Source organism: Bacillus sp. TH30 (assembly GCF_016650875.1).
In the GTDB taxonomy this organism is placed as follows: domain Bacteria; phylum Bacillota; class Bacilli; order Bacillales; family Bacillaceae_G; genus Bacillus_A; species Bacillus_A mycoides.
On sequence record NZ_JAEKEY010000002.1, the window covers coordinates 2,424,521 to 2,437,500 of the forward strand.

The following is a 12,980-nucleotide window of genomic DNA, read 5'->3' on the forward strand; positions in this document are numbered from 1 at the left end:
CGTCGCTTTTCCTTATTAGATTTTAGATATACTTATTATATTGCTAAACCTAGAAAATGTTAACCAATTACTTTTTGAATACGATTTAAAACTTTTTCTTTTCCAAGAAGAGCAATAGCGTTAGGAAGCTCTGGACCATGTGTTTGTCCAGTAGTAGCAACACGGATTGGCATAAATAGGTTTTTACCTTTATGTCCTGTTTCTTTTTGAACTGCTTTAATAGCCGCCTTAACTGCCGCTGGCTCCATTGCTTCTAAAGCTTCTAATTGATCGGCAAATGCACGAAGTACTTCAGGTACTTGTTCACCTTTCAATACTTCTTGTCCCTCTTCTTCATGATCAACATGATCTTTAAAGAACATTTCAGAAAGCTCTACAATTTCAGCTCCAAAGCTCATTTGGTCATGATATAAAGCAATTACATCACGAACCCACGCTTGTTCTTGTTCGCTTAAGTTTTCACCTACGCGACCCGCTTTCACTAAATGCGGTAAGCTTAGTTCAACAACCGTATCTAAATCTTGTTTTTTCATATATTGGTTGTTCATCCATTTTAGTTTTTGGGAATCAAATAATGCAGGTGATTTTGATAAACGAGCTGCATCAAACATTTTGATAAACTCATCTTGAGAGAAGACTTCTTCTTCACCTACTGGTGACCAACCTAGTAATGCAATAAAGTTAAAGATTGCTTCTGGAAGATATCCAAGCTCTTTATATTGCTCAATAAATTGAATAATAGATTCGTCACGCTTACTTAGCTTTTTACGGCTTTCGTTTACAATTAAAGTCATATGACCGAACTTCGGGATATCCCAACCGAAAGCTTCATAAATCATCATTTGTTTTGGCGTGTTTGAAATATGATCATCACCACGAAGTACGTGTGTAATCTCCATTAAGTGATCATCTACCGCTACCGCAAAGTTATAAGTTGGAATTCCATCTTTTTTCACGATAACGAAATCACCAAAATCATTTGAATGGAATGCAACTTCATCTTTTACGAGATCTTTAAACGTGTAGTCGCTATCAGCTGGCACACGGAAGCGAATACTTGGAATACGGCCTTCAGCCTCAAATCCTTTAATTTGCTCCTCAGTTAAATCACGGTGGTTTCCTGCATAACGCGGTGTTTCACCACGAGCGATTTGACCTTCACGCTCTGCTTCTAGCTCTTCTTCTGTCATATAACATTTGTAAGCTAAATCACGCTCTAATAAATCTTTATATAATTTTTTATAAATATCTAAACGCTCTGTTTGACGATATGGTCCAAATTCACCACCAACATCAACACCTTCATCCCAGTCCATACCGAGCCATTTCAAGTATTTTAATTGGCTTTCTTCTCCACCAGCAACATTACGTTTCACATCAGTATCTTCAATACGAATAATAAACTTACCATCTTGATGACGAGCAAATAAATAATTAAATAATGCCGTACGCGCATTTCCGATATGTAAGTGTCCTGTTGGACTTGGCGCATAGCGCACTCTCACTTGCTTTTCCATAGTTGGTACACCTTCCAATCTTAATGTCAACACATTCTATAATTGTACACCAAAAAAACGTGATTATCCATCTTACGAATTAAAAACCACTATTTTTTCTGTAATAAAACAACCGCTTGAGAAGCAATCCCTTCTTCTCTACCTGTAAATCCTAATTTTTCTGTTGTTGTTGCCTTTACATTAATATTATCAATAGACGTTTCTAATAGTTCACTAATGCGTTTACGCATGCTTTCAATATGCGGTGCCATTTTTGGCTTTTGGGCAATAATTGTACAATCTAGGTTCCCTAGCTCATAACCTTGTTCACGCACAAATTCCCAAATCTTTTGTAACAATACAGCTGAATCCGCATCTTTGAAGGCAGGATCTGTATCGGGAAAATGTTTTCCAATATCTCCTGCTGCAATTGCTCCTAGACATGCGTCAGCAATCGTATGTAACAATACATCTGCATCCGAGTGACCGATTAATCCTTTTTCATGAGGAATTGTAATTCCACCGATAATTAACGGTCTACCTTCCGCAAATTCATGTACATCAAAACCTTGTCCAATTCGAAACATTCTTTACATCCTCCTCAATCTAAACTACTTTATGAATTCTATATTATATTGCTATCTCTATAAAGAAAAGCCCGGCAACTGCCGAGCTTTTCTTTACTATAATACCATCACTTCTATTTCTTCTGAACATGAAGGAAACTTTCAGCAATTAGTAAATCCTCTGGAGTCGTCACTTTAATATTATAGTAACTCCCCTCTACTACGCCTACTTTCTTCCCTACACGTTCTACGAGACTTGCGTCATCTGTACCAAGAAAACAACTTTGCTTTGCACTTCTATGAGCTTCTAATAAAAGAGGAACAGAAAATCCTTGCGGTGTTTGAACCGCTTTAAGCTGAGAACGTTCTACCGTTTCAACAACAACACCCTGTTCTACTTTCTTAATGGTATCCTTCACTGGCACCGCACAAATGGAAGCACCATATTTCTCTGCTGCAGTTAATACATCTTGCATCATCTTATTCGTTACGAACGGGCGCGCACCATCGTGTACGAGAACATATTCAACACCACTCACATACTGAAGCGCATTATACACACTATCTTGTCTTTCGGCCCCGCCTTGAATAAATTGCACCTGCTTTTCAACCGGGTACTTCTGCATTAACTCCTCAAAATAAGGGCGTTCCTCTTCGTTAATTGCCATGATAATACGTTTACATGCTTTATCTTTTTCAAAAGCACGTAATGTATGCACAATGATAGGTACTCCATTTATAAGTAAGAACAACTTGTTTTTGCCAGCACCCATCCGTTTCCCTTGACCCGCTGCTGGAATAATTAACGTATACATATTAATAATCCTCTACTTATAATGCTTTTTCTAATAATTTGCGTTTTGCGAAAATCATACGACCAGCCGATGTTTGCAACACACTTGTAACTAGTACATTAAGTTGCGAACCGACATATTCTCTACCGTCTTCTACTACAATCATCGTGCCATCATCTAAATATGCCACACCTTGATTTTGTTCTTTACCATCTTTCACAACATAAACACTTAATTCTTCGCCAGGGAGTACGACTGGTTTAATTGCATTTGCTAAATCGTTAATGTTTAATACTGTTACTCCTTGTAATTCAGAAACTTTGTTTAAGTTGAAATCATTTGTTACAACAGTTCCACCAGTGATTTTAGCTAACTTTACAAGCTTGCTATCCACCTCTTGGATATCCTCAAAATCGCCTTCATAAATTTCCACCGGAATTGGTAGCTCTTTTTGAATACGATTTAAAATGTCTAATCCTCTGCGACCACGATTACGCTTTAAAGCATCAGAAGAATCGGCAATATGCTGAAGCTCTTCTAATACGAATTGTGGAATCACAATTGTTCCTTCTAAAAACTTCGTTTGGCAAATATCCGCAATACGTCCATCAATAATTACGCTTGTATCGAGAATTTTCCAATGAGTTGTAGATTTTTCTACCTCTACCTCTTCGTTCTCGCTATTGTTTTTCTTCTTACCTCCACGCTGGGGTAATGTAAATAATCCTAGCAATTCATTTCTCTTTTTAAATCCTACTTGGAATCCTAAATAACCAAGTAAAAGAGTAAAGAACACTTGTAATACTGTACTAATGACTGGAATCGTGAATTCACGAATTGGTATCAAAATTAAATATGCAACAATAAGACCAGAGATCAACCCTAATGTACCAAATAAAACATCCGCTACCGGTGCCTTTACAAGGGCTTCTTCGATATGTTTAATAAGTTGAACAATATAATCCACAAGCCAAAATGTTGTTAAAAATAAAATAATTGCACCAATAATTGCACGAACGTACGATCCCTCAAGCAAAGGAACAGCACCAACGTCCAATACATTAATAACTTTTGGGATTAGAAAAATCCCTAACGCTCCCCCGATCACTAAAAAGAAGAGCTGTACGATCCTTTTTAACATCCAACCACCTCCTACTCATTATTAACCATTGTTTTGCTAATCAAAACGCCGAATGCAAAAGCGGACGTGTTTTTTTGTAAATAGTTTTATTTACCAATATACCATATCATATAACAAAAATGTTCTAGTGTCGTTATATTATGGAATCAATGTAATATTCTTAATTGTGTCTACTCATATAGAGATGCTCTTGAATTCTTTTTAGGCCCTCTCGTATTTTCTTCGCCCTAACTTCCCCAATTCCTTCCACATCATCCAATTCATTAATAGTTGCACGACAAACACCTTGCAATGTTTTAAATCGATTAATTAAATTTTCAATGATAAGTGGTGGAACACGAGAAATTTTGCTTGCGATTCGGTATCCCCTCGGTGTCACGCTTTCTTCTAAGCTCATTTGCCCTGGATAGCCGAGCAATTTAACTAAATCGCTATCCTCTAAAAGCTGTGTATTTGCAAGATCTTGTAACTTTTTCAAAATTTGATGGTGATCCTGCGTTTTTTCTTGATAATAATCCTTAATTAATAACGCTGCCTCTGCTTCTAAGTCGGCTAGTAATTCTGTAAGTTGTAAACGAATTAACCTTCCTTCCGTTCCTAACTCATGAATGTAGCTCACTATTTCATTTTTAATACGCAGTACCATTTCAACACTATGTAAAACGTGAACTACCTCGGACATTGTAACGACCTCTTCAAATTCTAGAATGCCCAAATTCGTAATCCCATCATTCCATACAGCTTTATATTTTTCTAACGTTTGAATAGCTTGGTTTGCCTTTGTTAAAATTACACCTATATCTTTTAGTGTATAACGTAAGTTCCCTTGATATAGTGTAATTACGTTACGTCTTTGTGAAATAGCCACAACAAGGCTAGCCGTCTGCTTTGCTACACGCTCTGCCGTTCGGTGACGCATACCTGTTTCAATAGAATCAATGGATGGATCTGGAACTAATTGTGCATTTGCAATTAAAATTTTGCTCCCAGTTTCATTTAAAATAAGTGCCCCATCCATTTTTGCTAATTCATATAAACTAGCCGGTGAGAATGCACAATTAATGTGAAATCCTCCATCAACAATACTTTTAATCTGCTCATTATACCCAAGAACAATTAGCCCTCCAGTTTGCGCACGAAGTACGTTATCTATCCCTTCGCGTAGTGGTGTTCCTGGGGCAACAAGCTGTAGAATATTAATCATACTTTTGACACGTTGCTTGTTTTCCTCCATAGCCTAGCCTCCTAATGTCAAACGAAGCGCTTCTCCTAAATTAGAAACACCTACTACCTCAATCCCATCTGGAATTGTCCATCCTCCCAAATTTTTTCTAGGAATAATAGCACGTTGAAATCCTAATTTCGCTGCTTCTTGTACACGTTGTTCAATTCTTGATACTCTTCTTATTTCTCCAGTTAGGCCTACTTCTCCTATTACCGCATCGGCTGGTGCAGTAGCTTTATCTCTGAAACTTGAAGCAATACTTAAAGCGACAGCTAAATCGATTGCTGGTTCATCTAATTTCAAGCCACCCGCAACTTTTAAATATGCGTCTTGATTTTGCAACAATAAACCTGTTCTTTTTTCTAGCACTGCCATAATAAGTGAAACGCGGTTATGATCAATTCCCGTCGCCATTCTTCGAGGATTTCCAAAACTAGTAGGGGAGATTAATGCTTGTATTTCTACTAAAACCGGTCTTGTTCCTTCCATTGAAGCAACCACTGTGGATCCTGCAACTCCAACTGGACGTTCCTCAAGGAAAATTTCAGAAGGATTTAGTACTTCTGCAAGACCTAGTTCCTTCATTTCAAAGATACCCATTTCATTTGTGGAACCAAAACGGTTCTTCACAGCTCGCAAAATACGATATGTATGGTGACGATCTCCTTCAAAGTAAAGAACTGCATCAACCATATGTTCTAGCATACGTGGTCCTGCAATTGCCCCTTCTTTTGTCACATGTCCGACGATAAAAATAGGAATCCCTTTCGTCTTTGCAAGTTTCATTAATTCCGCTGTACATTCACGTACTTGCGTTACACTCCCTGGGGCTGACGTCACTTCAGGTAAATGTATCGTCTGAATGGAGTCAATAACAACAAAAGCTGGATTCATCTCTTCAATGTGCGCTGCAATTCTCTGTAAATCAGTCTCTGCTACAACAAATAGATTACTACCCTTTACATGCAAACGATCTGCACGAAGTTTGATCTGCTTTGCTGACTCCTCACCTGATATGTATAGTACATCATATGAAGAATCTGCTAATTGCGATGAAATTTGTAATAACAATGTTGATTTCCCAATCCCAGGGTCTCCACCAATAAGTACTAAAGATCCATCTACAATCCCGCCACCAAGTACACGGTTAAACTCTTGAAATTTCGTTTCAATACGCGCCTCAGACTTTGTTTCTACCTCTGTTAAGCGTCTTGGTTTTGTTACTTCTGATTGAATTGCATTGGCATAATTAAGGCGTCTTGATGATACAACTGGTTCCATCTCTTCAACAAGCGTATTCCATTGACCACATCCAGGACATTTCCCCATATATTTTGGCGACTGATAACCACATTCTTGACATGTAAATTTTGTTTTCTTTTTAGCCATATCTTTTATAGTTCACTTCACTTTCATCTACAAACGTTTATCCTTCTCGTACAAGAAAGAGGGCTATCGCGTAGCCCTCTTTGTTTGTCTATACTTATTTTACCTTTTCCGCACTATGAATGACAAATGATTCTCCTTCTATATCAAAGATAACTTTTTGTCCTTTCTCAATAGCACCTTTTAACAGTTCTTCTGATAGTCTATCTTCTACATGTTTTTGAATTGCTCTACGAAGCGGACGAGCACCGTACTCTCGATCAAATCCTTTATCAGCAATTGCTGAAATTGCTCCTTCTGTTAAGTGCAATTCAATCTCTTGTTCTTTTAAGCGTTTCACTAACTGATTCACCATAAGAGTTACAATTTCTTGAATATGTTTTTTCTCAAGCATATGGAACACGATAATTTCATCAATACGGTTTAAGAATTCTGGACGAAATGCTTTTTTCAATTCATCCATTACTTTACCTTTCATATCTGAATAATCGCGGCTCTCATCTTGTACGTTAAATCCAAGATGTTTATTACGTTTTAATGCGTCTGCACCAACATTAGACGTCATAATAACAATTGTATTACGGAAATCAACTGTACGTCCTTTAGAATCTGTTAAACGGCCATCTTCTAATACTTGTAGTAAAATATTAAACACATCAGGATGAGCTTTCTCTACTTCATCTAATAAGACAACTGAATATGGCTTACGACGAACTTTCTCTGTTAATTGTCCACCTTCTTCATATCCAACATATCCTGGAGGAGATCCAACTAAACGAGAAGTAGAATGCTTTTCCATGTACTCAGACATATCGATGCGGATCATTGCATCCTCATCACCGAACATAGATTCTGCTAATGCCCTTGCTAGTTCTGTTTTACCTACACCAGTAGGTCCTAGGAAAATAAATGAGCCAATTGGACGTTTCGGATCTTTTAATCCCGCTCTCGCACGACGAACAGCTTTTGCCACAGCTACAACTGCTTCATCCTGCCCAATTAAACGATCATGTAAAATTGATTCCAAGTTTAATAATTTATCTGTCTCTGTTTGTGCAAGTTTAGAAACTGGAATACGTGTCCATGTGGAAACGACATTTGCAATATCTTCTACTGTTACTTCTGAGTTTTCTTGTCCTTGTTTCTCTTTCCACTGACGCTTTGTATCTTCTAACTTTTCACGTAAACGTTGTTCCATATCACGTAAGGAAGCAGCTTTTTCAAATTCTTGGCTTTGTACAGCTGCATCTTTTTCTTTTCTAATTTCCTCAAGCTTCACTTCAAGCTCTTTTAAGTTTGGCGGTGTTGTATAAGAACGTAAGCGCACTTTTGATGCAGCCTCATCAATTAAATCGATTGCTTTATCAGGTAAAAAACGGTCTGTAATGTAACGATCTGAAAGTTTTACAGCTGCATCGATTGCATCATCTGTAATAGATACGCGGTGATGCGCCTCATAACGGTCACGTAAACCTTTTAAAATTTGAACTGATTCTTCTAAGTTTGGTTCATCAACATGAATTGGTTGGAAACGTCTTTCTAATGCCGCATCCTTTTCAATATATTTACGATATTCGTCTAAAGTTGTTGCACCAATACATTGTAATTCACCACGTGCTAAAGATGGTTTTAAAATATTCGATGCATCAATTGCACCTTCCGCCCCGCCTGCACCAATTAACGTATGAAGCTCATCAATAAATAGAATGATGTTACCAGCTTGGCGAATCTCATCCATCACTTTCTTTAAACGATCCTCAAATTCACCACGATATTTTGTTCCAGCAACAACTGTACCCATATCTAATGTCATAACACGCTTATCTCTTAAAGTTTCAGGAACTTCATTATTTACAATTTGCTGTGCTAATCCTTCCGCAATTGCTGTCTTACCTACACCAGGTTCTCCAATTAATACTGGATTGTTTTTTGTTCTACGGCTTAACACTTCAATTACACGTTGAATTTCTTTACTACGTCCAATAACAGGATCTAAACGATTTTCACGTGCAACAACTGTTAAATCACGTGCTAGACTGTCAAGTGTAGGTGTATTCGCATTTGTTGATGAACCACCCTGGTGACCTGAACTAGCTTCATTACTTCCAAGGAGTTGTAACACTTGTTGTCTTGCTTTATTTAGGCTTACACCTAAATTATTTAAAACGCGTGCTGCTACACCTTCACCTTCACGGATTAAACCAAGTAAAATATGTTCTGTTCCAACGTAGGAATGGCCTAGCTTACGAGCTTCGTCCATAGACAACTCAATAACTTTTTTAGCACGAGGTGTGTAATGTACTGTTTGAGAAGCTTCTGTTCCACGTCCAATTAATGCTTCTACCTCTTTTTGAACTTTCTCTGGACTTAATCCAAGAGCAATTAACGCTTTTGCTGCAATTCCTTCACCTTCGCGTACAAGCCCAAGTAAAATATGTTCTGTTCCAATATTATTATGCCCAATGCGAATTGCTTCCTCTTGAGATAAAGCTAATACTTTCTGTGCTCGTTCTGTAAATCTTCCAAACATCATAGAAATCGCCTCCTACTTGCGCTTAATTTTGTTCAATTCGTAATCGCTCACGGATTAAGGTTGCTCTTCGATAATCTCTTTCTTCTGGTCCTAAAGGTCCTCCTGCATATTGTTGCAAAATGCCTGGCTGAGTAAGAACCATTAACTCAGTTAAAATATTTCTCGATATACCTTGTATATATCCTAAGTCAATACCAAGCCGTACATCTGATAAGCAAGTGGCTGCTTCTGCAGATTGAATTAAACGACTGTTAGCTAGTATTCCGTAAGAACGATATACTTTATCTTCAAGCTCAATGCTTGAATTTTGTACAATTAATTCTCTAGCCGTTTTTTCTTGATGGATGATTTGTTGAATGACACTCTTTAAATCTGCAATAATATCTTCTTCTGATTTCCCTAGTGTCATTTGATTTGACACTTGAAATATATTACCTAACGCTTCGCTACCTTCACCGTATATTCCTCTTACTACTAACCCTAATTTTTGAATTACTTGTATAATACGGTTAATTCTTTTCGTTAAAACCAGTCCCGGCAAATGAATCATTACCGAAGCCCTTAATCCTGTACCGACGTTAGTGGGGCAACTCGTAATATATCCAAGCGATTCATCAAAAGCATATTCAACCTGCTCCTCGATCCAATTATCTATTTGATTGGCACTTTGAAGCGCCTCTGATAACTGTAAACCTGAAAATAGGCACTGAATCCTAACATGATCCTCTTCATTAAGCATGATACTTATATGTTCACTTTCTGATAGTAGGCATGCTCCGTATTCTGTTCCTGCAAGATTTGGACTAATTAAATGCTTCTCAACTAAAACTCTCCTTTGAAGAGGATTTAATTCATTCATTTTTAATAGTTCAAACTCCCCAAAAGGTTCTACAGTTTTTTTTATAAACTTCTTCTTAAATAACTCATGAATCTGCTTAGCTTCTTCCTCGTTTTGCATAGTAGAGAATTGATATTTTTTAAAATTACGAGCCAAACGAATTCGACTACTTAAAACAATATCAGAATCAGGGCCATCTCCCTTCATCCATGGACTAATCGCTTCATTCATGATTCTGTCCAGTGACATAGAACTATTCCCCCTCTCTATGCTCACTAAGCTGATTTACAAGACCTCGAATTTTATCTCGTACTTCAGCCGCTTTCTCAAATTCCTCTTTCTGTACATATTGTTTCAGATTGAGTTTTAGTTCATCTAATTCTTTCTTTAAGTAGATATTTCCTTCTATACGTTCAGGAATTTTTCCACAATGATCCGTATGCCCACCGTGAAGACGTTTTAACAACGGTTTTAAATGCCCCTTAAATGTATCGTAACAAGAAGCACATCCAAAGCGTCCCACTTTTGTAAATTGTTCATATGTCATCTTACAATTCGGACATCTTGATATATTTGTATTTGAAAATGCATCTTGCCCTTCTTCAAACATTGCCGGTTCACTATGCAATAATCCGGCTAATAGGTCATGGAATGAAAAATTAGACTGCGGTGATTGAAAGAAAGACGTATAGCCACTTTGTTCTGCACATTGCTCGCAAAGATGAACTTCCGCCTTTTTTCCGTTGATTACTTTTGTATAATGTAAAGTTGCTGGTCTTATATTACAGTTTTGACAAGTCATCGCTATCCCCCACCTTTACAACAGGAACGATCTATCTCATGATACTTTTCATACATTACTAGATTGTTCTCTTTCCTTAATCCATTTAGTAAAAGCACATGTCATCTTTCAAAATCCCTACAATATTAAACTGCATTATCTTAGCTATCATTCTTAACAAAAGTTATATTTATTTATATTTCAGTGTTCTTAACATTGCGCATAATATTCGAGCCCTAAGTTCATCTCGAGAAGGAACATCCATTAATAATACAGAACGATCTAGTACGCTTAACATAAGTTTAGCTTCACGATTTGTTATAATACCCTCTTCTATTAAACGTATAATCATGCTTTCTGCATTTCCTTGTGCAACGCTATGATCAATCATATGAAGCATTTGATCAATAATGTCTATATCATCATGCAGTTTGACTTTTATAATGCGAATGTAACCTCCTCCACCTCGTTTACTTTCTACTACGAATCCTCTTTCTAACGTAAAACGGGTATTGATTACATAGTTGATTTGAGACGGCACACAATCGAATCGATCAGCGACCTCATTCCTCTTGATTTCAATCGCATTATTATTGCTTAAGTCAATAACTTGCTTTAGATATTTCTCAATGATATCAGATATATTTCTCATTTATCCGCCACCTTTATTGACTTTGACTATCTTTGACTTTAATTATATACGTATTAAAAAAATTTGCAACTCTTTTGCTTATTCACTATCCTAGCCACATTTCCCTGTCTTTAATCAAAAGGACGATTCTTTAAGTAAAGATTTTTTAAATTACTATGAATTGTAAAAAGAAACACGAAAAAACACAAGTCAAAAGACTTGTGTTTTTATTTTGCTTGGCGACGTCCTACTCTCACAGGGACAAGGTCCCAACTACCATCGGCGCTAGAGAGCTTAACTTCCGTGTTCGGTATGGGAACGGGTGTGACCTCTCTGCCATCATCACCAAACTGATGAAGGTATATTCCTTCAAAACTAGATAACATTAGCTTCATATTATATGGTTAAGTCCTCGATCTATTAGTATTCGTCAGCTCCACATGTCACCATGCTTCCACCTCGAACCTATCAACCTGATCATCTTTCAGGGATCTTACTAGCTTACGCTATGGGAAATCTCATCTTGAGGGGGGCTTCATGCTTAGATGCTTTCAGCACTTATCCCTTCCGCACATAGCTACCCAGCTATGCCCTTGGCAGAACAACTGGTACACCAGCGGTGCGTCCATCCCGGTCCTCTCGTACTAAGGACAGCTCCTCTCAAATTTCCTGCGCCCACGACGGATAGGGACCGAACTGTCTCACGACGTTCTGAACCCAGCTCGCGTACCGCTTTAATGGGCGAACAGCCCAACCCTTGGGACCGACTACAGCCCCAGGATGCGATGAGCCGACATCGAGGTGCCAAACCTCCCCGTCGATGTGGACTCTTGGGGGAGATAAGCCTGTTATCCCCGGGGTAGCTTTTATCCGTTGAGCGATGGCCCTTCCATGCGGAACCACCGGATCACTAAGCCCGACTTTCGTCCCTGCTCGACTTGTAGGTCTCGCAGTCAAGCTCCCTTATGCCTTTGCACTCTACGAATGATTTCCAACCATTCTGAGGGAACCTTTGGGCGCCTCCGTTACACTTTAGGAGGCGACCGCCCCAGTCAAACTGCCCACCTGACACTGTCTCCCGGGTCGATGAGACCCGTAGGTTAGAATTTCAATACAGTCAGGGCGGTATCCCACCAGCGCCTCCACCGAAGCTAGCGCTCCGGTTTCAATGGCTCCCGCCTATCCTGTACAAACTGTACCAAAATTCAATATCAGGCTACAGTAAAGCTCCACGGGGTCTTTCCGTCCTGTCGCGGGTAACCTGCATCTTCACAGGTACTATAATTTCACCGAGTCTCTGGTTGAGACAGTGCCCAAATCGTTACACCTTTCGTGCGGGTCGGAACTTACCCGACAAGGAATTTCGCTACCTTAGGACCGTTATAGTTACGGCCGCCGTTTACTGGGGCTTCAGTTCAGAGCTTCGCTTACGCTAACCCCTCTCCTTAACCTTCCAGCACCGGGCAGGTGTCAGCCCCTATACTTCGCCTTACGGCTTCGCAGAGACCTGTGTTTTTGCTAAACAGTCGCTTGGGCCTATTCACTGCGGCTTTCCGTTAAGAAAGCACCCCTTCTCCCGAAGTTACGGG

General features: G+C 38.7%; 10 protein-coding genes, 2 rRNA genes and 1 other annotated feature (2 of these 13 running past the window's edge). All 12 genes read right to left on the reverse strand.

The genetic code is table 11. The annotated features are described in order from the left end of the window. Positions 1 to 12: a binding site (T-box leader), on the reverse strand (it extends 234 nt beyond the left edge of the window). A gap of 47 nt (positions 13 to 59) precedes the next feature. Continuing rightward, entirely contained in the window at positions 60 to 1,517 is a 1,458-nt protein-coding gene (gene gltX, locus JFU20_RS14615) for a glutamate--tRNA ligase (protein ID WP_002091496.1), read from the reverse strand. A gap of 89 nt (positions 1,518 to 1,606) precedes the next feature. After that, positions 1,607 to 2,083 (reverse strand): 2-C-methyl-D-erythritol 2,4-cyclodiphosphate synthase, encoded by a 477-nt coding sequence (gene ispF / locus JFU20_RS14620; RefSeq protein WP_000488385.1) that lies wholly within the window; start codon positions 2,081 to 2,083, stop codon positions 1,607 to 1,609. A gap of 113 nt (positions 2,084 to 2,196) precedes the next feature. Beyond that, the gene (ispD, locus tag JFU20_RS14625; RefSeq protein ID WP_002009811.1) at positions 2,197 to 2,877 is read right to left on the reverse strand and encodes a 2-C-methyl-D-erythritol 4-phosphate cytidylyltransferase; all 681 of its coding nucleotides are present in this window, start codon (positions 2,875 to 2,877) and stop codon (positions 2,197 to 2,199) included. 16 nt (positions 2,878 to 2,893) lie between these two features. Next, on the reverse strand, positions 2,894 to 3,997 hold the full coding sequence (locus JFU20_RS14630; protein ID WP_002063406.1) for a PIN/TRAM domain-containing protein: 1,104 nt from the start codon (positions 3,995 to 3,997) through the stop codon (positions 2,894 to 2,896). A gap of 160 nt (positions 3,998 to 4,157) precedes the next feature. Beyond that, positions 4,158 to 5,231: a DNA integrity scanning diadenylate cyclase DisA gene (gene disA / locus JFU20_RS14635; protein ID WP_000392162.1), complete on the reverse strand. Its 1,074-nt coding sequence runs from the start codon at positions 5,229 to 5,231 to the stop codon at positions 4,158 to 4,160. Positions 5,232 to 5,234: 3 nt separating this feature from the next. Next, positions 5,235 to 6,611 (reverse strand): DNA repair protein RadA, encoded by a 1,377-nt coding sequence (radA, locus tag JFU20_RS14640; protein WP_002009817.1) that lies wholly within the window; start codon positions 6,609 to 6,611, stop codon positions 5,235 to 5,237. Between the two features lie 94 nt (positions 6,612 to 6,705). After that, complete coding sequence (gene clpC / locus JFU20_RS14645) at positions 6,706 to 9,141, reverse strand: ATP-dependent protease ATP-binding subunit ClpC (protein WP_002009819.1); 2,436 nt, start codon at positions 9,139 to 9,141, stop codon at positions 6,706 to 6,708. Positions 9,142 to 9,163: 22 nt separating this feature from the next. Continuing rightward, entirely contained in the window at positions 9,164 to 10,228 is a 1,065-nt protein-coding gene (gene mcsB, locus JFU20_RS14650) for a protein-arginine kinase McsB (protein WP_002167152.1), read from the reverse strand. A 4-nt stretch (positions 10,229 to 10,232) separates the two neighbouring features. After that, the gene (mcsA, locus tag JFU20_RS14655; protein ID WP_002009823.1) at positions 10,233 to 10,781 is read right to left on the reverse strand and encodes a protein-arginine kinase activator protein McsA; all 549 of its coding nucleotides are present in this window, start codon (positions 10,779 to 10,781) and stop codon (positions 10,233 to 10,235) included. A 169-nt stretch (positions 10,782 to 10,950) separates the two neighbouring features. After that, entirely contained in the window at positions 10,951 to 11,412 is a 462-nt protein-coding gene (gene ctsR / locus JFU20_RS14660; RefSeq protein ID WP_002029353.1) for a transcriptional regulator CtsR, read from the reverse strand. Positions 11,413 to 11,625: 213 nt separating this feature from the next. Next, positions 11,626 to 11,741: ribosomal RNA gene (rrf, locus tag JFU20_RS14665) — 5S ribosomal RNA — on the reverse strand. 50 nt (positions 11,742 to 11,791) lie between these two features. After that, positions 11,792 to 12,980, reverse strand: a 23S ribosomal RNA gene (locus tag JFU20_RS14670) (it continues 1,733 nt past the right edge of the window).

Excerpts from the sequence above, each read along its gene's own strand:
- gltX (WP_002091496.1), bottom strand. The coding sequence starts at position 1,517 with ATGGAAAAGCAAGTGAGAGTGCGCTATGCGCCAAGTCCAACAGGACAC.
- clpC (WP_002009819.1), bottom strand. The coding sequence starts at position 9,141 with ATGATGTTTGGAAGATTTACAGAACGAGCACAGAAAGTATTAGCTTTA.
- JFU20_RS14630 (WP_002063406.1), bottom strand. The coding sequence starts at position 3,997 with ATGTTAAAAAGGATCGTACAGCTCTTCTTTTTAGTGATCGGGGGAGCG.
- radA (WP_002009817.1), bottom strand. The coding sequence starts at position 6,611 with ATGGCTAAAAAGAAAACAAAATTTACATGTCAAGAATGTGGTTATCAG.
- disA (WP_000392162.1), bottom strand. The coding sequence starts at position 5,231 with ATGGAGGAAAACAAGCAACGTGTCAAAAGTATGATTAATATTCTACAG.
- mcsB (WP_002167152.1), bottom strand. The coding sequence starts at position 10,228 with ATGTCACTGGACAGAATCATGAATGAAGCGATTAGTCCATGGATGAAG.
- mcsA (WP_002009823.1), bottom strand. The coding sequence starts at position 10,781 with ATGACTTGTCAAAACTGTAATATAAGACCAGCAACTTTACATTATACA.
- ispF (WP_000488385.1), bottom strand. The coding sequence starts at position 2,083 with ATGTTTCGAATTGGACAAGGTTTTGATGTACATGAATTTGCGGAAGGT.
- ctsR (WP_002029353.1), bottom strand. The coding sequence starts at position 11,412 with ATGAGAAATATATCTGATATCATTGAGAAATATCTAAAGCAAGTTATT.
- ispD (WP_002009811.1), bottom strand. The coding sequence starts at position 2,877 with ATGTATACGTTAATTATTCCAGCAGCGGGTCAAGGGAAACGGATGGGT.